Source organism: Burkholderia sp. Bp9004, from assembly GCF_003858025.1.
In the GTDB taxonomy this organism is placed as follows: Bacteria; Pseudomonadota; Gammaproteobacteria; order Burkholderiales; family Burkholderiaceae; genus Burkholderia; species Burkholderia diffusa.
The window spans coordinates 24,554-43,657 of sequence record NZ_QTQD01000031.1 but is presented as its reverse complement, the minus strand read 5'-3'; the positions used below and the strand labels follow the sequence as shown (position 1 = coordinate 43,657).

The window sequence follows — 19,104 nt, the reverse complement described above, 5'->3', positions numbered from 1 at the left end:
GCGATGTTGTTTCCATTAAGACGTCCATGCTTGTAAATGCAGATTTTTCGCGCCGGGTCATCGTGACTCCAGAGCAGTACGAATGGATCACCAGTCCGCAGAGGGGCGTCGAGCGCATGATGCTCGAGAGGATCGGCGCAGAACAGGCCCGTGCGACGAGCGTCGTACGGTACGCCGCCGATTCGCACTTCCCCGGCCACGCACACCCCGGGGGCGAAGAGATTCTGGTACTGTCAGGCACGTTTTCCGAGAATGACGTGCATTATCAAGCCGGCTGGTATCTACGCAATCCGCCGGGTTCCGTCCATCGGCCGTCCAGTGCTGAAGGCGCGCTCATCTTTGTCAAGCTTCGGCAAATGCAGCCCGGTGATACCCAGCGCGTGCGATTGGACACTCGCGATCCCGCGCGGTGGCAGCGCGAAGATGGCCGGGAGGTTTGCCCGCTTTTCTCGTACGGGTCCGAACGGGTTTTTCTGCGACGTTTATCCGCAGGCGAGGTGTTATTTGACGGGCCCGTGGAGGGCATTGAATTGTTTGTGTTATCCGGTGACATAGTGCTCGGGGAGCAACCTTGTCGTCGCGGTAGCTGGATTCGGCTACCCAAGGGAGCGTATCCCGGGTTCATAGCCGGCGCCCGGGGAGCGACCTGCTATTTCAAGACCGGCCATTTGGCCGATCCGGCTGTCGAGGCGTGCGCATGAAAAAGGCACGCATTGCCATCATCGGCGGGGGGCTAAGCGGCTTGTATGCGGCGTTTCTTCTCGAGCAGCGAGGCATCGACGATTACGTATTGTTAGAGGCTCGCTCTGAGTTTGGTGGCCGCATCCTTTCGGCACCGGTTTCCAAGACGCACGCTCGAGCCGAAGACACGTTCAATGCTGTGGATCGCTTCGATTTGGGACCAACTTGGTTCTGGCCGACGTTGCAACCGCAGTTGGACCGGCTCATTGCCGATCTGGGCCTCGACAGACTGGAGCAGCATGAGGCCGGAAGTATGATCATTGAGCGATCGCCGCACGAAGTGCCCATGCGGATCGACTCTGCCTACACTATGTCCACGCCGTCCATGCGCCTAGCGGGTGGCATGGGCGCTATGATCGCAGCGCTGCGCCAAACGCTTGCGCAGGAGCGGCTCGTCATCGGCCACGCAGTCCGGCGTATTCGCCGCACCGAACAGCACGTCGAGATTGAGGCCGAGAATTCGCGTGAACAACGGATCACTTACGGCGTGAATTTCGTGTTGCTCGCCGTACCACCTCGCTTGGCTGTCTCCACAATCGACTTCATACCCGCGCTGCCCGATTCGCTATCTCTCAACTGGGCTGGTACGGGCACGTGGATGGCGTCGCACGCCAAATACGTCGCCGTCTACGAGACGCCCTTCTGGCGCGACCAAGGACTGTCGGGCGAAGCCCGCAGCGCCGCGGGACCACTGGGCGAAATACATGATGCATCGTCGCCGAGCGGCAATGGCGCACTGTTCGGATTTTTCAGCACACCCGCACGCACGCGCAAGCATTTGCCGGAGGAACAGCTTCGGTTGCACTGTCGCGCGCAGTTGCGGCGGATATTCGGCCCGCAGGCGGCGCTTCCCAAAGCCGAACTGATCAAGGATTGGGCTGCCGATTCCCTGACCGCGACACCGGCCGACCTTGACGGTATGGCTGGACATGGGGCGGCTCCAGCGGCAACAGCAGATTCGGGGCCGTGGCACGGTTGTCTGGCGGGGATTGCCAGTGAATGGTCACCTCGGTTTCCCGGCTATGTGGCCGGTGCCATCGATGCGGCCACGGTGAGCATACGTCACGCACTCAACGCAGCAGGGGTTGGCAGTTGAGCTGCAAGACGCTTTGGCAACCGTGCGATTGTGCGGCGCGGGATTAAGAATTCTCTGGGCACGAACGCCCTTTGCGATACGAAGATGAGAACCACATACCGAGCTATGCAGGTCACCCAGCCTGGAGTCCTCGAGCTCGTCGAGCGACCTACCCCATCCCCGGGAGCCGGCGAAGTCTTGATCGCGGTTGAGGCGTGCGGCATTTGCGGCGCCGACGTCTCCGACATCGAGCGCGCCGATGCAGCATTGAGGCAGCCGCGTGTGCCCGGGCACGAAGTCATCGGACGAATTGCTGCTATCGGAGTCGGCGTATCGTCAATGTGGAAGGTGGGTCAGCGCGTTGGCGTGGGCCGTCTCGGCGGCCACTGCAACGAATGCGATCAATGCCGACAAGGGCACTTCCAACTCTGCCGGAATCAGCCAGTGGTTGGGGTTACGTGCGACGGCGGATACGCCGAAGTAATGGTGGCCCGTAGCACTGGATTGGTTTCGATCCCTGACGAGCTCGACTCTGGAGAGGCGGCTCCTATCTTATGCGCGGGCATTGCAACGTTCAATGCACTCAAGAAATCGGCGGCTGAAGCAGGCGATCTGGTGGCGGTGCTGGGCATCGGTGGCCTGGGACACATGGCGCTGCAATACGCGCGACAGATGGGATTCAAGGTTGCCGCCGTCGGTCGCGGCGACGATATCGCCGCCGCGGCGTTGGCATTGGGCGCGCATGTGTACATCGACACGCATAAAGATGACGCCGTGACCCGGCTCAATGAGATGGGAGGAGCGCAAGCGATCATCTCGACAATAGGTGACGCCGCCGCCGTCACGACGCTAATGGGGGCACTCGCGCCGCGTGGCCAGATGATCGTGTTAGGCGTAGCCAAAGATTCGTTGCACATATCGAGCGGCCAGCTCGTCGCAGGAGAGAAAAGCATCGCGGGTTCGATTACAGGCTCTCCCTGCGAGAACGAAAAGACGCTGAACTTCAGCGTGCTGTCCGGCATACGACCAATGATCGAGACGATGCCATTGGAAAATGCGTTCGCCGCCTATGAGAAAGTAAAACGCGGCGACGTCAAGTTCCGTATGGTATTGACCACTTCATAGCGACGGCGATTCAGGATCTAACAGAGTAAATCTATGTCACAGGTAAATGCAGGCACCTCAACCGAGGTGCCATCGTATTCGCTTTACGCCAACGCGAAAAGCAATATCGCTAGGCTCACCGTCGCCCAGGCATTCGCCGGCGCGAACTCGGCGATCGTCTACTCGACAGGCGCGATCGTCGGAAATGCGCTCGCGCCCAGTCACGCGCTGGCGACAATGCCGATCTCCATGTTCGTAGTGGGGATGGCGATCTTCTCATTGCCGAGCGGCCTGATCGCTCAACGCCACGGCCGTCGAGCGGCCTTTTTGATCGGCACTGGGTTCGGAGTGCTCGCGGGTTTGCTTGCTGCATTGGCGGTCGTGCTAGCAGGTTTCTGGTTATTCTGCACGGCAACGCTCTTCGCCGGTGCGTATGCTGCTGTTGTTTTGTCTTTCCGCTTTGCGGCCGCCGATTGTGTTCTGCCGGAGCGTCGCCCGCGTGCGTTGTCCTTCGTCATGGCGGGCGGAGTCTTTGCCGGTGTGATCGGGCCACAGCTCGTCACCTTCACTATGAATCTGTGGCTACCCCATCTGTTCGCCGCGACGTTTCTAGCGCAAGCCGCTGTGGCCGCCGTGGCCGCATGCATCCTTGTCGGTGTGCGTTTGCCGAGGCCTTCGAAGACCGCGGTAGCTGCGGGGCGTCCTATGCGCACCATCGCTCGCCAACCCCGGTTCGTAACGGCCGTCGTCTGCGCAGCTGTCTCATACCTGCTCATGAACTTCCTCATGACAGCGGCCCCGCTGGCAATGCAGATTTGCGGCCTGCCGCAAACATCGTCCAATCTCGGCATTCAATGGCACATTATCGCGATGTATGGCCCTAGCTTCGTTACAGGACGGCTCATCACTCGGTTCGGACCGCAAAGGGTCGTCATGGCGGGCCTGCTGCTCACCGCGCTTTCGGCTGCGGTCGGTTTGACCGGCGTCGACGTTGCGCATTTCTGGGGCACACTGATCTTGCTCGGCCTGGGGTGGAACTTCGGCTTCGTGGGCGCGTCAGCCCTGGTGCTCGAATGTCATCGGCCAGAAGAAAAAGCCCGCGTGCAGTCGCTCAATGACTTCATCGTATTCGGGACGATGACCGTTGGCTCCTTCCTGTCTGGTGATCTTCTGACCACCTATGGGTGGAATACGGTGCTCGGCCTGTCGTTCATTCCCCTTGCCTTGGCCGTGCTTGCCCTGGTCATGTCTGCGGTAACTCGGCAACGCGCCGTTGCGGGTTGATCGAATCCCAAACGTGAGAGCGGTCATCGGTCAGTGCGCGGATGCCGCTTCTCGGATCAACCATTCGCGGAAGGCTGCGATTTTCGGTAGAGACGAGCACTCAGGGCGGTAGACGATGTAGTAGGCCAGTTCCGAAGTCCACTTCACCTTGGGGAATAATTGAATCAACCGACCCGCAGCCAGATCGTCGGCGGCCATGACGCTACGCGCTAGCGCAACGCCGTGACCCTCCACCGCCGCTTGCAGCACAGCGGCCGAATTGTTGATCCGCATTCCACGCCTCGCGTCGACATTCTCGACTCCGGCCCGCTGGAGCCAATCGTCCCACGACGCAAATCCAAGATGAGCATCGACCGACAGATCGTGTATCAGTGCTTTGCCGGCGAGGTCATTGGGGGTCTTTACTTTCCCGTTCTTGGCGAGCCATGCTGGCGAGCAAACGGCGTAGATTTGTTCGTCCATCAATTTTTCCGACGCCAGGCCAGGCCAGGAACCGCGACCGTACCTCACACCAATATCAATGCCTTGAGCGGCAAAATCGATTAGCTTAAGGTTTGTGTCGAGTCGAACGTCAGTCTCCGGACATATGTCGTGAAACCGCTCTATTCGCGGCAGGAGCCACTTGCTAGCAAAAGCAGGGCTAACTGCGACCGTTAGCACCCCGCTTCGCGTCCCCTCGCGCAGGCGGCTCAGCCCAAGCGAAAGTCGATCAAATCCTGCTCGAAGATCCGGCAGCGCACGCTCCGCTGTTTCGGTCGGAATGAGACGTGAACGGCCACTCGTTCCTCGATGAAATAGCGGCGCACCTAGCCACTCTTCGAGCGAGCGAACCAGTTGGCCGACTGCAGCTGGCGTCACGTTCAATTCGGCTGCGGCCGACGAAAAACTTTGGTGCCGCGCGCTCGCTTCGAACGCACGAAGCGCATTGAGATGGACGGGGCCCTTCATAAAAAGATCAACTCTCTGTCAAGCTTCAGGGTAAAAACTACGCTAGCAAGGGTGCATCCCCACGTACGTTCGGCCAGCGCCAAGTCTCGTGCCCAATGTAGCACGGCAGCCCACGCACTGCATAGATTTTCTTCTCGACGGAATCGCTTCACATTCAGAATCTCAGGGCATGCCCGGCGAACTATGCGCAGCCCCCACAAGGGTTGCACAAGCAAGAAGATTTTCTTTCAATCAAAGACACTTTATCTCGTTTGCCGACGAGACCAAAACAGCGAAGAATTACTGCTAAGTCGAAGCCAACCAGCTAGGCCGAGGTGCTATCCATTGGTCCAATGATGGCCGACTATGTAGTTTTTCTACTAGCGGCCGCCGGCTTCGACGGTGTCCCTAGCCACGGCAGAAAAAGCGGTCGCAGCCGACAGCACGTTGGACGATTCCGCTGTATCGGCGCGACTTGATGCACTCTTCCTGGCCGTGAGTTTGGCGCAGTTATACAACGTGAGCCTGCACCGCAGCAGGCAAAGGAATTCAGATGAACAGTCAATTCAAGGGCAAGAAGCTGCTGGTCGTTGGCGGCACGAGCGGAATGGGTCTCCAGACGGCACGTATGGTCCTCGCAGAGGGCGGTCGCGTGGTGATCGTGGGTCACCGTCCGGACAAAACCGAGCAGGCGCGCAAGGAACTGACAGCGCTCGGCGAGGTGGCTGCTCTGACAGCCGATCTATCCAGCGACGACGGGTTGGCCGCGCTACTTAAGGCGATCGACGAGCAGCACTCCGACATCGATCTACTGGTCAATGCGGCAGGCGTCTTCTTCCCCAAGCCGTTTCTCGAGCATCAAGGTTCGGACTACGACCAGTATATGAAGTTGAACAAGGCTTTCTTCTTCATCACCCAAAAAGTCGCTGCAAACCTGGTCGCCAAGGGTCGTCCTGGTGCGATCGTCAACATCGGATCGATGTGGGCCAAGCAAGCCATCGCAGCAACGCCGTCCTCCGCGTACTCCATGGCTAAGGCGGGACTGCATTCACTGACTCAACATCTTGCGATGGAGTTGGCGCCCAAGCACATCCGCGTCAACGCAGTGTCGCCGGCGGTGGTGCAAACCCCGATTTATGAAGGCTTTATTCCCAAGGCGGAAGTGCATGACGCGCTGCAGGGATTCAACGCCTTCCACCCCATCGGCCGTGTTGGCACGCCGCAAGATGTCGCCGAAGTGGTTTCGTTTCTACTGTCCGACAAGGCGAGCTGGGTCACCGGCGCGATTTGGGACGTAGACGGCGGTGTGATGGCCGGCCGCAACTGATATTCGGAAAGGGAGGGCACGCTGGCAGCGCGCCCGGCGCCGGGGCGAGAATCCGAGCGAGCCTGCCATCTCGCTCGATGGCGCTTAACGCTCAGCCCCCTATCAAGGGGGCTGCCACGCCGAAATCTTATCGCTCCACTGTCATCAGCAACGCATAAGTTCCAATTTAGAAAAAGATCTTCGAAAAATTTTCACAATATCCAAAGCAAGATTTTCAAATCGGTTTGATAAGATCGACGCACACCTGCTCTGCCTCTGCCGATCTCGGAAGCTCACGCTAGCTTCGACGCAGTGTCAGGGACGCGCCCCAACGAGTCGCACTCGCCCGCTATCGCGAGTACGCTTTGGCGCGCCAACCGGGTGCGACACGCCAACCCGAGTCACCGACTTGTAGCCATTGGAAACACTGTGAAGGCATATTCTCAATCTTTGAACTGCGGTGAATCTAACCAACCAGTCGCCTCCATTTTTGACGAAATCATCAATCGGAAGAACACGAACTCATTGAAATGGGAAGCCGGTGAAAGATTTCTAAAGGCAGACGAGCTAGAGGCGCAACCGCTGCCGATGTGGGTGGCCGACATGGATTTTAGAGCGCCGCAGCCGGTTATCGATGCACTTCGCGAAGCCGTCGATTTCGGCGTGTTCGGATACCCGCGCGGAGCAAGTCGCAGCTATGTTGATGCTGTCACACGCTGGCAAGGCAAGCGATTCGGGTGGGACGTGGCCCGCGAATGGATGATGCCGACGAGCGGGATCATCACTACGTTGAAGACGGCCGTGCAAGCGTTTTCCGCCCCCGGAGATTCTATTCTCATCCAGCCGCCCGTTTACGCGCACTTTCACGATGACGTCCTGATGAACGGACGTCATCTGACGCTAGCGCCGCTCGAACGGACGGAGATCGGATATCGGCTCAATGAGACCACGTTCGAGGCAGCGATTCGCGACGATACTAAACTGTTCATCCTCAGCAACCCGCATAACCCGACGGGCAACGTCTGGTCGGAGGACGAACTGCGCGCCATGGGAGAAATTTGTCGGCGGCACGGCGTGCTCGTGATTTCCGACGAGATCCATCAGGACCTGGTCATCAACCCAGCAAAAAAGCACGTTCCATTCGCTTCGCTGGGTGATAAATTTGCGCAAATGAGCATCACCTGCACCGCGCCGAGCAAGACGTTCAACTTGCCGGGGTTGCAAAGTGCCAACGTGTTCATCCCCAATCGGCATCTGCGCGAAGAACTGCGCCGTCAGTACGACCGGAATATGTACCCGTCGGTCAATACTCTCGGCATGGTGGCCGCGGAAGCGGCTTACACGCATGGCGAGCCTTGGCTCGAAGAACTGCTCGTCTACCTTCGTGACAATCACGCCTACTTTCGTGATGAGGTCCATAGCATGACGTCGAAAATCACCGTGTTGCCGGCCGACTCGCTCTATCTTGCTTGGATGGACTGCCGGGCACTCGCGATGGATGCGGAGGCACTGAGCAAGTTCATGCTGACCAAAGCTCGACTCTGGCTCGACAAAGGGCAGAAATTCGGTGTCGCCGGGTACGGCTACATGCGCGCCAACCTCGGTTGCCCCCGCTCGATGATCGCCGAGGCGATCAGCCGTCTTCGCGGAGCAGTGGCCGGGCTATGAATACACCGTAAGCAAGCTGTGCGGCAAGCACAACGCGAACGCGTCGGCCACACTCTAATCCTTGCGACCTGACCTGCGCAGTGTGCTTTGCAATGAAGCAGCAGCATCGCCCGCGTGATGGCTAGTCCCCGAGCAAGTTTGTCTTTGGACCGTAGAGCCTGCGCCAAGGCGAGCGCCGCAGCGCGACCATCACGCATCTCTGGAAGAGACGACCGGCCTGTGAAGAAAAACGGTCTGCCCGTACCCGAATTGAGGGCCGAGACTGTCAGGCACATCCCGTAGCGGAATCGCTTCCTGCTCCAACGTGGCACCGCGCATAAATATCGGCTGCGCCGTATCACTCCCGTCGCGTTGGCCGTCGCAGACGATGGCCTTGATAATCCTTGCGTCCGGCGACAATAAGCGCCGCGTCTCCTCACTTTGGAAAAGGTTCGGGGGTATTGCTTTTTGCAGTTGCAAAACTTCCCGGCGACCACCGATCCTGGAAAGCAAAGCGTGAAGGCCGCTGATCTGCCCACGGGCCTCGGGTGTATCGACCCTCAGGCGCGTGTACAGAAATACCCTGCTTCGTCCTGCCGCGTTGGTCAGCCAGAAGGCAACGTGATCATTGTCGGCATTGCCCCCCTTCGCTCTTGAGAAGTAAATGCCCCCATCCTCGCTCAGCTCAAATGCACAAACATGGATACTGCGGACATCGTCGCCGTTAAGGATTTGTGCGGTTACCGCACGTGCGAGCGACAACGGCCCGAGGGTTCCGTCATTGCAGCCGAACGTGGACGCGTACGTGTTCCAGTCCCCTAAGCTGTCGAAGGCGAAATTAATGCTCATCCCAGTTAGCGCCCACTCGCACTTCTTTAGATTAAGGGCCCTTGGGATGCCTTTAACGTTGCCCCATGGTTCGGCGCCCGTCAGGATCGATACCCGTGCATTGCTGAGCAGCACCGGGTGGTAACCGTCAGCACCGCCGAACGGGTAGAAACAGACGGACGAGTCGGAAAGGCTTTGCCGGATCTGCTGCAACTCGCGTGCGGTCACCGCTCTTTGTTCGGCGTAACGCTCCTTTTTCGGCAATTCGACGAACGCCGCATCGATTTGCTTGCCCAAAGCGCTCGGCACTCGAATGGAATCGGCGACCGATGGGATAGCGAGTAGCGCTTCCCGTTCATGTTCCACACCAATTGTCACTGGATCGGTTTGAGCGCGATGTGTCGGCGCCGTCGCTGCCGCGTGCGCGGCGCTCAAAGTTGCGAGTCGCTCTGTTGCCAAAGCCTGCGAAAGCTGTCCGGCGCCAGCGCTTCCTGCCTCTGTTCTGCGCCTCCTGTTGCCTCTCAGCGCAGTCAATTGGGCTAACGCGCCTGGGTCGGAACCCCGGTCAAGCCGGCGGTTTCCGTCGGTCCGCTCGCCCGCGACAGGGCGTTGTTCAGACCTTGCCGCGAATGACGAGTTACGATCGGAGTCCACCGACAGCAATTTTGAACCGCAAATTCCCAAAGCGAAATCTCCCATGAGTTGAGGCTACACGCCCTGGTCACATGTTGTACTCATCTTATTTGTGATGCCCAACGCTCTTGGTCCGAGAAACGAAATCTAGTCTCCGTTAACGACACGTCCTGTTCAGACCGCCTAACCCGCCGAAAACTGCAGCAGACTCCCAGACCACGTTCGAGACGATCGCACATCGCGCAAGCAGATCGGGCCTGAACTACCCGGCGCAACGCATCGTGCTGGACAACGATGACCTGAAACCGCCGATGTAAGCGATCACACAGCGAACGAATAGAAATGCCCGCCATACAGGCGGGCATTTCTAGGTCGGCAGCTCGGGATTTTGTTGTCAATGCCCCAGCAATTTAAAGAGCGGGGTACTGATCAACATGAGACCGGTGAAACCCACGAACCAGACGCTGGCCGATCGGAATTTCCTCAGGGCAGGAACTCGCCAGACCAAATAGCATGGGATCAAGCAAGACACCGTCCCGAAAGTCGGCGATGTCCACTGCAGCAACGCCATCGTAGAAATGTTGCTCCAGACCCAAGCCGTCAGCATGAGCGTGGACGCAACGGCAATCGCCACAGGCAAAATACGATCAAGCGTCTCACTGCGGGTCGTGAAGCGATCCAACACGTTGACAACGATCCCTTTCATCGCATCATGAAACCCGAGGTACGCGCCAAAGAACGCCGACAACATCGCCAACACGTTCAGCGCTGTGGCAAGGATCTTGACCGTGTTGCCAGGTATCACGCGGGCCGAGAGCGCCAGCGCCGAGATGTTCTGTGACACGGCGTATCGGGCATCTTCAGAACTGACCGAGAACAAAAACGAGAACGCAAAGAAAAGAACGCTCACGATCAAGATGATGTACGCGATCTTGCTTGCTCGCAGCGCGCGATAGGTCGCGATCGCGGGATCGGACTCCACCTTTCTGAACGCTACGTTCATGGGATTCAAGATCTGGATATACACAATCGAGAACACTGCAAACGGTAGCGACACCAGGACGTTTTCGATGAACGAAAAAATATTGTCAGGTGCAACGAAGCTGACGTTCTTCACGTTCCAATACGGCATCATGGACAAGCCAAGAAAGACCACAATCGCAAGCTTCGTGACAATCAGCGGTCCAGAAACCTTGAACAACACCCTCTCCCCGCACGAGGCGATGGCGACCATGAAGCCGATCACACAGAGCGGAAACCAATGCGTCGCCGCGAGGGACGCATGCGTCACACCGAAAACCTGCAGATATGAGGCGCCATCATGCGTAAGCGTGGTCGAATAGGCCAACATCGCCTTGGTCAGCGTGATGAAGTACACGATGCTGAGCGCTGCAGCCCAGTTCTTCCCTAAGTACTCCGTGATGATCCCGGTGTAGTCCTTGCACTGGCCGCTTTCAGAAAGCGATCGAATGTATAGGTTTGAAAGAAACTGAACTGCCGGATAGGCGATCGCAAGTGCTGCCGCTGAGACCCAAAAGCCTTTGACGCCCATTTGGAGAGGCATAAAGACGATGCCGGACCCAATTGCCATCCCTATGCAGAGGACGACCCATCCGGCATCATAGGCCGTGAACGGCACCGACTCGACCGCGCCGTCCTCCAGTTCAATTGAACTGCTACCGAGAATTCCCATGTTGCTCACCGCCTCTCAATTTGAACAGAATTTGGATCAACGCGTTATATTTTTTGCACCGGCTCGAATTCAATTAAAATCCGCACACCTTTGCAAAATAATATGGACTTTCTCGGCTCAGCAATGAATGCCAGTCGATTAATGGCAAGTGTAGAGGTGCATATTTCCACGTCCTATCCGGAGTCACCCTACAAATTAATGACAGCTGGTGAAGACATTTGTGAGAGATCGTCACAACAGGAGATCCTTTAGGACGTCTTTTGGGCGCCCCCTCTTATCGCGCGGCGGCAGACCGGCTGGCGGACACCGTTGGCGCTCAGGCGCTGGTCTGATCAGCCAATGAATTCAGCGGCTTATTTTTCAGATTAAAAAATATCAGACCACACTTCCTCAGCGAAAAGTTTCCCCTTCTTTCAAATAAAGATTATCTAATTTGCGAATTTCTCGATATTGAACGAAAATTTACATGATTATCTCACGTCGTGATATCACGCGATCCCACCCAACTCAGCCTGAACCCTGACGAGCGGAAAATAGTCTCGAAGGATTGCCTTTTGCAGCAAATCAATGGCGCGCAAAAAACCTACCCACGGTTTAACATGAATCGGGAGGACGCCCCCGGGAACTCAGCAACAAGGAATGCTGGATTTCCCCGGGGACATGGAGGATTCAAACATCTATATGGCGTTCCCTCCGGGCCGTCTTTCGAGGAATGGCGATGCAACGCAACGCTTGCCCACTCAACTCCCGATGAACGTTATCCGCGACGAGTTCGGCAAGCTTGGCCATCACGAGTTCGCCACCACCGGCCACATGTGGCGTGATGATCAGATTAGGCGCGCGCCATAATGCGCTCCCCTCGGGCAAGGGCTCGGGAACAGCCACATCAAGGCCTGCACCGCCGATGTGGCCGGAATGGAGCGCATCGGCCAGCGCGTCCTGATCGACCACCTCGCCGCGAGCGATATTAATTAAGAGACATCCGCGCTTGCATTCGCGCAGTGCGCGCTCGTTGATCAAATTGGCGGTATCGGCGCCGGACGGGACTGCAATCGCAGCCACGTCCGCCAGACGTAGGGCCGCGTGTAGTTCACTAGCCGGATAGATGCAATCGGCAAGATTCGACGGCTTCGGCTTACGCATCACAGCGACAATTCTCATACCGAACGCCTTAGCTCTCTGCGCGACCTGCTCGCCAATTGAGCCAAAGCCGACGAGCACGATGGTGCGCCCATGCAACGAAGTCATGCGCGCCATCATCTGCCGGTCCCAGTCCCTGCGCTCCTTTTGCCTGACCGCCTCTGGCAAGCGCTTCGCGAGCGCGAGTATTAGCGCCATCGCGTGTTCGGCTACGGAAACCGACCATGCATCGCCCGCGTTGGTCACTGTTACGTCCGGCGGCACGCCAAAGCGCTGCAGGTTTTCATAGCCCGCGGATAGCGTCTGGACCCAACGCAGCTCGGTCGCGCTGGCCAAGGCTGCGGCGACAGCCGGCGTGTATCCAGGGCCGACGAGCACTAGCCCGTGCGCTTGCGGAGCGACGGCTGCGAGCTGCTCCACGTCATCCGCATAGTGCACGACTGCGCCCGGAATAGCGGCGATGGCGGGGCCGACGACTTCACGTCCAAACTTGCCGAAGAAAACGATGTTCATCTCTGCCCTCGTTCGGCACATCACTTCGTTAGCTTGACGCATGACTTAGTCATGCGCTGTTCCGCGTCGCGCCTCAGGGTCATGCCGAATCCGGGCGCGGTAGGCACGACGAACTTGCCGTTTTCAGGCTGCAAGTCCTCTTCGAACAACTCCCGGTTGGCCCGCCTCAGCGTATAGGCGTGATTCTCATGGATATCGAAGTTGGGAATCCCAGCCTCGAATTGCAGCGCAATGGCCGTGGCCAAAGGCGATCCGCAAACATGCGCTTGCACGCCCACGTCGTATGCATGAGCGAGATGCGCCACGCGATAAGCTTCGCTGATGCCGCCCACTAGACACACATCGGGTTGGATCATGTCGATGGCACCCGCCTCGAGATAAGGGAGGAAACCCCAGCGTGTATAAAGGCGCTCACCGATTGCGAGCCGAATTGGCGATTTACGTGCCATCTTAAGGTGCGCGTGATCGCTATTGTTATGAGTGGGCTCCTCGATGAAGAGTATATCTAGATCCTGAACCAGTTCGGCGATTTGCAGCGCGCCGGCGGTGGACGTTAAAGCGTTGAGCTCGAGGATGATGTCGGCATCCGTTCCTAGGCCCTCGCGGACGGCCTCCATCCGCTTGCGAAACAGTTTGCGCTGCGCCGGTGTCAGTACGCCGCGCAGGCCGGTGGCGTACTTGCCCTCCTCGTCCATCATGATGGGATTCACTTTGACACAGTCATATCCCAACCCCCGGACGTGCGCCGCGGCCTCTCGGTATTGTGTCGGCTGTCCAATCCACTGCGCGTGCTCGCCCCAGCCCAAATGGAGCTGACTCGCGTAACAGCGCAGCGGCTCGGGTGTGGCGCGCCCCAGCAGTCGATGCACCGGCTGTCCGAGCGCCCGCCCCTTGATGTCCCACAACGCCGCATCGATGGCACTGATAGCCGCGAACACAATCGGCCCACCTCCGTCGGCCCAGACTGAGCGCCGCAGTAGGCTCTCCCATATCGTATCCGTATGGAACGGGTCCGCACCGAGCACGAATCGCTCGCCAAGCGTCAGGATCATCGGCGCAGCCGCGGGAGCGCCAGCCCCATATGTCACTCCCGCCTCGCCCAGTCCGCTGATCCCTTCGTCCGTATGCACTCGGACGAGTACGACCCTCCAGGATGCCATCCCGTCGCGCCCCGACAGGTCAGCCTCGAGTACTTCGATCTGCGTGATCTTCATGCGCTCTCTCCTCCATTACTATCGCCACGGTTTGCAGCACACAATGCGCTGCGTTCAGGCATTGCAAGTGCCAATGGCCAGCAGGGGCCATAACACGATGCGGTGTCACTCACATGTGCTCCCATCGTGCATACGCCATATTCGATTCGCAAACTAGTTCTACTACGCCGATCATAAAGAAAATCTTTTCGACGTGACCCGAGGAGGATTTGTGAAAATTCGTCAAAACTCCTGTTCCGAATTCGCGCTTCAGCATTAAGCGATGACGCGCACAGAATGTGTTACTTGGATCGGGCGTGATGTCTCAGATGCCGACAAAACCGCATTGATGGGTCGCCCCGATAGTTATCCCGAAGCTGCATCCGCTTCGCAGCAAATGCGGAACTTTCTGGGCCATCTCCGACGGTCGTCAAAGCATTTCCGTGTCCGGCCACCTGATTAGTTTTTCTTCTAGAAGGTTGGGCTCGGATGGAATGCCGCCCGCTTGACTGGCGCAATCATTAAGTGGCCTGATCCAATGTAGTCTGGCGCCATACAGCAGCAGACATTCAATCACTCTTCGAGGAGATATCGACATGATGCAGGATTGGAACAACTATCGCGCGGCTTTGCAGGCGCGCGTCGGTGATTACGCCCAGCTTAGTCCGGACGTGATGAAGGGCCTTGCAGCCATCCAAAGCTCGCCGGCAAAAAACGGTACGCTCGGACCCAAGATTCACGAATTGATCTCGCTGGCTGTGGCCGTGACCACGCGCTGCGACGGCTGCATTGCCTCGCATACTAAAAAGGCCGTCGAGCACGGAGCCACGCGAGAAGAGATTGCAGAAGCACTAAGTGTCGCCATCGCAATGAACGCTGGGCCGGCACTGGTCTACTCGGCACGTGTGCTGGAAGCATACGAGCAACTCCCCAACACCTGAGTCACCTTCAAATGCGGCCGGTTGTCGATGGATTCGGACACCGACCGCTCGTTCCTTCGATAGAGACAGCGGTTCGGGAGATGTAGTCGTGGCAATGCAACGCTTTAGTCACTGTAGTCACTGGGGCGCATACTCGCTCCTCGTTGACGATGGACGCCTGGTTGGCGTCGAACCTTTTGCGGGCGATCCCGCGCCGTCCCCCATCATTCACTCGGTGAAACACTGGGCCGACTCCAAGCATCGAGTCGGGCAACCCATGGTGCGCGAGCGATGGCTAAAGGAAAGGGGGCCGAACGATCGCCGGCCAGACGATCGCTTTGTCCCGGTATCGTGGGACGAGGCATTGCGTCTCGTCGCCACCGAAATCAATCGAGTGCGCCAAACCTTCGGCAATCGCTCTATCTTCGCGGGCTCGTATGGCTGGACGAGTTGTGGACGTTTCCACCACGCGTCGTCCCAGTTGAAGCGACTACTCAATTTGGTGGGCGGCTACACCGGACACGTCGACACCTATAGCACCGCCGCAGGGCCCGTTATCCTGCGTCACACGCTCGGCGACGCTGAAGCGTGCAACGGCGGGGCCACCACGCTAGATGCCGTCGCAGCTCATGCGCAGACGGTCGTCGTTTTTGGCGGATTGTCTCCGCGTACGGCTCAAAGTGAGGCGGGCGGCATAGCGCGCCATCAGTTAGAAATTTACTTGCGTGCAATGGTTGAGCGCGGCGTGCATTTCGTGCTGATCTCCCCACTACGCGATGACCTTCCGGAATGGGTGCCCGCCGAGTGGTGGCCGATTAGGCCCAATACCGACACGGCCGTAATGCTTGGTCTCGCCGGAGAAATCGTCGCGGCCGGCCGCCATGATCGCGACTTTCTCGCGACCTACTGCAGCGGCGGTGATCGCTTCGTCGACTATCTGGCCGGCAAGCCGGACGGAATCCCGAAGAATGCGACGTGGGCGGCGTCGATCGCGGATCTCGACGCATCGCGCCTAAAAGAGCTGGCCGCGCGTCTTGTCGAGACACGTTCGATGCTAACGGTGGGCTGGAGCCTGCAGCGCGCCGACCACGGCGAGCAGCCTTATTGGGCCGCACTCGGACTCGCCGCCATCGTTGGCCAGATTGGGCTGCCCGGTACAGGCGTCGGCTATGGCTATGGCTCGCTCGGTGGTATGGGCCCGCCGCTCGCGGCCTCGAATTCGCCAGCCTTTCCACAAGGGCCCAAGCCGATCCGCGATTTCATCCCATGCGCGCGAATTGCCGATCTCCTGCTCAATCCGGAAACAACGTTCACTTACGAGGGCGGGACCTATGTGTACCCGGACACTCGTCTCGTCTATTGGGCCGGTGGTAATCCTTTTCACCATCATCAAGATCTGAATCGGCTGCGCCGTGCATGGACACGCCCAGAAACAATCATCGTCCAAGATCCAATGTGGACGGCGACGGCCCGCCGGGCCGACATAGTGCTTCCTGCGAGCACGTCAATTGAGCGCAATGACATCGCGGGTGCTCGCCGTTCTGGACACATAGTTGCCATGCATCAGGCGATAGCGCCAGTGGGCCAAGCGCGTAGCGACTATGAGATCATGCGAGGACTCGCGGATCTGCTTGGCGTGGAACCCGCATTTAGCGAGGGGCGGGACGAGATGGGGTGGATTCGTCACCTGTATGAACTCTCTCGCAAAGACGCCCGCGAGCGCTTTGATTATCTTCTTCCGGAATTCGAACAATTCTGGGAGAAGGGTGTCGTCGAGGTTCCCACACGACCGAATTTCACCTATCTGGAGGCATTTCGTGGGGATCCAGAGGCACATCCGTTGTCGACCGGTACGGGCCGCATTCTGCTCTGGAGCGAAACCCTCGATAAATGTGGGCTCGACGACTGCGCGGCCCATCCCGCCTGGCTTGAACCCGCCGAATGGCTAGGACGCGCCGCGACGACCGAGTTGCACTTGATCTCTCGACAACCAGTTGGCAAGCTGCACAGCCAGCTTGACGAAGCCCCGGCGAGCCAAGCCACAAAACGCGACGGACACGAACAGGCGTGGATTCATCCGGCGGATGCTAGTCGTTTCGGCATAACCGATGGCGATATTGTCCGCTTATGGAACGCACGGGGACAATGCCTTGCCAGCGCAAAGGTCGTAGAGGAAATCCGCCAAAGTGTCGTCATGCTGCCGACTGGCGCATGGTACGACCCGCGGGACGATGCTGACGATTCGCTGGACCGTGCCGGCAACCCAAACGTCCTTACCCTCGACAAGGGAAGTTCTGGTTTCGGGCAAGGATGTGCGGCGCATACGTGCCTGGTGAAGATAGAACGCTATCTCGGTCAATGACCACGCATTTTGCCTGAGCGATTATTTCCGCCCCAGATATAGCCTTTTCGCCCACGGACCTCACCCTTCCCGTTGCTCGTCGACGAAGCGGTGAGTGCATCCGTGAGCAGCTTTTCACGGCTGCTATAGCCGATGGGCTACGATCTTTCCGTCGCGTACATGAAATTTTCCCGCCGTATCCGAAAGCAATTGCGCCTGCTGCTGTAGCGAATGCGTGGCGGCAGCCGCTTGCTCTACCAATGCTGCATTCTGTTGTACCGCTCTATCCATATCATTCACGGCTACGCTGACCTGATCCAGGCCGTTGCTCTGCTCGCGGGACGCGTCGGCGATCTCGCCCATGATCGAATGCGCACGAGAAACCGCTGCAATAAGTTCCGCCATCGTCCGGCCCGCCTCCTCGACCAGTTTCGCGCCGGTCTCTACCCGTGCGCTTGAATTGGCGATGAGCTCTTTGATTTCCTTAGCCGCCACCGACGACCGCTGCGCGAGAGTCCGCACTTCGGCCGCAACAACCGAAAATCCGCGCCCTTGCTCGCCCGCGCGGGCCGCTTCCACTGCAGCGTTCAGCGCGAGAATGTTGGTCTGGAACGCAATACCCTCGATGATCGACGTAATGTCCGCAACCGCACTCGAGCTCTCGCTGATCTCGTTCATCGTGCCAACGACTCGAGCCACGACTTCGTACCCCCGTTGCGCGATCTGCGAGGCGGACGACGACAATTCCTTCGCGTGCAGCGCATTTTCCGAATTCTGTTTGACAGTCGCTGAAAGTTCCTCAGTGCTGGATGCGGTCTCTTGAAGAGACGCTGCCTGTGATTCGGTACGAGTCGACAGGTCGGCGTTCCCTGCGGCTATCTCGCGGGTCGCGATTGCAATCGCTTCACTGCCCTCCCGCAGCGACACAGCTGTGACCGTGAGACTATCCTGCATGGCGACGAGCGCGCGCAACATTCGTCCCATTTCATCGTCCGTCCGTACCTCGATATCGCGGCTCAGGTCCCCGCCGGCGATGTGCTCGAAGTGGATGACGGCCTCGTTCACCGGACCGAGAATCGCACGACGCAAGTAGTACCAACTGCCAAACGCGCCGAGGAGGCCTGCCATGATCGCCAATACGCTTCCCGCGCGGAAGAGTTCGTCGCGATGCTCGGTTACCTCATAAGCTCGCTCCGATTGCTGGAATTGGTACCCCTTAAGGCGCGTCGCGGCGTTCTGCATGTCGGTGTACACCTTACCGACGACCACCATCTGCTTAAGAATCGCGTCGCGATCGGCCCGCATGGTTGCCTGCCGAAAAATATCGAGCTCACGTTCGGTCGCCTCGTATTGGGTCGTCACCTCGGACGCGAGTCGATCCTCCCCGGCGTCGCGCGGCAACGAGAGGTACTGCTTCCACGCTTTGCTAGCCGCAGCACTTACTTCTTTGTCTTTTTCGTACATCTTCGCTGCATCTTCGGAGCCGGGGTTTATGGCCGCGCGGTCGAGTGATGTCCGCTGGCGCCCGACATTGATGACCATTTCGCCAACGGCTATCGATTTCGGCATCTGCACGGAATAGGTGTGCCGGTTGGCGGCGTTGCTCACCGCCATGCCGGCCAAGCCGACCACACCGACTCCGATGAGCAATACCCCCAAGAACGCCATCGCCACAGCGAGACGCCCGTTAATGCTAAGACGCAAATGAGACACCTTGACTCCCCGAACAGGCCTATGGTTAGATCGCATTCATTTTTTT

General features: G+C 58.4%; 14 protein-coding genes. 8 read left to right on the top strand and 6 right to left on the bottom strand.

All coding sequences use genetic code 11. The annotated features are described in order from the left end of the window. Positions 1-26: 26 nt before the first annotated feature. The 4 genes from DIE08_RS27650 to DIE08_RS27635 all read left to right on the top strand — a co-directional run bounded on the left by DIE08_RS27650 (position 27) and on the right by DIE08_RS27635 (position 4,204). Entirely contained in the window at positions 27-701 is a 675-nt protein-coding gene (locus DIE08_RS27650; protein WP_124904695.1) for a cupin domain-containing protein, read from the top strand. Continuing rightward, positions 698-1,837, top strand: coding sequence for an FAD-dependent oxidoreductase (locus tag DIE08_RS27645; protein ID WP_124904693.1), 1,140 nt, complete (start codon positions 698-700; stop codon positions 1,835-1,837). The genes DIE08_RS27650 and DIE08_RS27645 overlap by 4 nt, the downstream gene beginning before the upstream one ends. A gap of 84 nt (positions 1,838-1,921) precedes the next feature. Next, positions 1,922-2,941 (top strand): alcohol dehydrogenase, encoded by a 1,020-nt coding sequence (locus tag DIE08_RS27640; RefSeq protein WP_124904691.1) that lies wholly within the window; start codon positions 1,922-1,924, stop codon positions 2,939-2,941. 33 nt (positions 2,942-2,974) lie between these two features. Continuing rightward, positions 2,975-4,204 (top strand): MFS transporter, encoded by a 1,230-nt coding sequence (locus DIE08_RS27635; RefSeq protein WP_124904689.1) that lies wholly within the window; start codon positions 2,975-2,977, stop codon positions 4,202-4,204. Between the two features lie 30 nt (positions 4,205-4,234). Here the strand turns inward: DIE08_RS27635 and gcvA are convergent, their stop codons facing one another. After that, positions 4,235-5,152, bottom strand: coding sequence for a transcriptional regulator GcvA (gcvA, locus tag DIE08_RS27630; protein ID WP_124904687.1), 918 nt, complete (start codon positions 5,150-5,152; stop codon positions 4,235-4,237). Positions 5,153-5,684: 532 nt separating this feature from the next. Here gcvA and DIE08_RS27625 point away from each other — a divergent pair. Both DIE08_RS27625 and DIE08_RS27620 read left to right on the top strand, forming a co-directional pair. Then, positions 5,685-6,458, top strand: coding sequence for an SDR family NAD(P)-dependent oxidoreductase (locus DIE08_RS27625; protein ID WP_124904685.1), 774 nt, complete (start codon positions 5,685-5,687; stop codon positions 6,456-6,458). A 408-nt stretch (positions 6,459-6,866) separates the two neighbouring features. Beyond that, positions 6,867-8,105: a MalY/PatB family protein gene (locus tag DIE08_RS27620; RefSeq protein ID WP_260436573.1), complete on the top strand. Its 1,239-nt coding sequence runs from the start codon at positions 6,867-6,869 to the stop codon at positions 8,103-8,105. A 189-nt stretch (positions 8,106-8,294) separates the two neighbouring features. On the opposite strand, the gene DIE08_RS27615 is transcribed toward DIE08_RS27620, so the two are convergent. The 4 genes from DIE08_RS27615 to DIE08_RS27600 form a co-directional block, all read right to left on the bottom strand. Next, positions 8,295-9,611, bottom strand: a complete 1,317-nt coding sequence (locus DIE08_RS27615; protein ID WP_124904682.1) for a hypothetical protein — start codon at positions 9,609-9,611, stop codon at positions 8,295-8,297. A 328-nt stretch (positions 9,612-9,939) separates the two neighbouring features. Then, the gene (locus DIE08_RS27610; protein WP_124904680.1) at positions 9,940-11,238 is read right to left on the bottom strand and encodes an aromatic amino acid transport family protein; all 1,299 of its coding nucleotides are present in this window, start codon (positions 11,236-11,238) and stop codon (positions 9,940-9,942) included. Positions 11,239-11,907: 669 nt separating this feature from the next. Next, positions 11,908-12,891, bottom strand: a complete 984-nt coding sequence (locus DIE08_RS27605) for a D-2-hydroxyacid dehydrogenase (protein WP_185715900.1) — start codon at positions 12,889-12,891, stop codon at positions 11,908-11,910. A 20-nt stretch (positions 12,892-12,911) separates the two neighbouring features. Beyond that, positions 12,912-14,105: a mandelate racemase/muconate lactonizing enzyme family protein gene (locus DIE08_RS27600; protein WP_124904676.1), complete on the bottom strand. Its 1,194-nt coding sequence runs from the start codon at positions 14,103-14,105 to the stop codon at positions 12,912-12,914. A gap of 575 nt (positions 14,106-14,680) precedes the next feature. Here DIE08_RS27600 and DIE08_RS27595 point away from each other — a divergent pair. Both DIE08_RS27595 and DIE08_RS27590 read left to right on the top strand, forming a co-directional pair. Beyond that, entirely contained in the window at positions 14,681-15,025 is a 345-nt protein-coding gene (locus DIE08_RS27595; protein ID WP_124904674.1) for a carboxymuconolactone decarboxylase family protein, read from the top strand. Between the two features lie 94 nt (positions 15,026-15,119). Further along, positions 15,120-17,366, top strand: a complete 2,247-nt coding sequence (locus DIE08_RS27590) for a molybdopterin-dependent oxidoreductase (protein WP_124904761.1) — start codon at positions 15,120-15,122, stop codon at positions 17,364-17,366. A 123-nt stretch (positions 17,367-17,489) separates the two neighbouring features. On the opposite strand, the gene DIE08_RS27585 is transcribed toward DIE08_RS27590, so the two are convergent. Then, on the bottom strand, positions 17,490-19,094 hold the full coding sequence (locus DIE08_RS27585; protein WP_124904672.1) for a methyl-accepting chemotaxis protein: 1,605 nt from the start codon (positions 19,092-19,094) through the stop codon (positions 17,490-17,492). Between the last annotated feature and the right edge of the window lie 10 nt (positions 19,095-19,104).

Excerpts from the sequence above, each read along its gene's own strand:
- DIE08_RS27650 (WP_124904695.1), top strand. The coding sequence starts at position 27 with ATGCTTGTAAATGCAGATTTTTCGCGCCGGGTCATCGTGACTCCAGAG.
- DIE08_RS27645 (WP_124904693.1), top strand. The coding sequence starts at position 698 with ATGAAAAAGGCACGCATTGCCATCATCGGCGGGGGGCTAAGCGGCTTG.
- DIE08_RS27640 (WP_124904691.1), top strand. The coding sequence starts at position 1,922 with ATGAGAACCACATACCGAGCTATGCAGGTCACCCAGCCTGGAGTCCTC.
- DIE08_RS27635 (WP_124904689.1), top strand. The coding sequence starts at position 2,975 with ATGTCACAGGTAAATGCAGGCACCTCAACCGAGGTGCCATCGTATTCG.
- gcvA (WP_124904687.1), bottom strand. The coding sequence starts at position 5,152 with ATGAAGGGCCCCGTCCATCTCAATGCGCTTCGTGCGTTCGAAGCGAGC.
- DIE08_RS27625 (WP_124904685.1), top strand. The coding sequence starts at position 5,685 with ATGAACAGTCAATTCAAGGGCAAGAAGCTGCTGGTCGTTGGCGGCACG.
- DIE08_RS27615 (WP_124904682.1), bottom strand. The coding sequence starts at position 9,611 with ATGGGAGATTTCGCTTTGGGAATTTGCGGTTCAAAATTGCTGTCGGTG.
- DIE08_RS27610 (WP_124904680.1), bottom strand. The coding sequence starts at position 11,238 with ATGGGAATTCTCGGTAGCAGTTCAATTGAACTGGAGGACGGCGCGGTC.
- DIE08_RS27605 (WP_185715900.1), bottom strand. The coding sequence starts at position 12,891 with ATGAACATCGTTTTCTTCGGCAAGTTTGGACGTGAAGTCGTCGGCCCC.
- DIE08_RS27600 (WP_124904676.1), bottom strand. The coding sequence starts at position 14,105 with ATGAAGATCACGCAGATCGAAGTACTCGAGGCTGACCTGTCGGGGCGC.
- DIE08_RS27595 (WP_124904674.1), top strand. The coding sequence starts at position 14,681 with ATGATGCAGGATTGGAACAACTATCGCGCGGCTTTGCAGGCGCGCGTC.
- DIE08_RS27590 (WP_124904761.1), top strand. The coding sequence starts at position 15,120 with ATGCAACGCTTTAGTCACTGTAGTCACTGGGGCGCATACTCGCTCCTC.
- DIE08_RS27585 (WP_124904672.1), bottom strand. The coding sequence starts at position 19,094 with ATGCGATCTAACCATAGGCCTGTTCGGGGAGTCAAGGTGTCTCATTTG.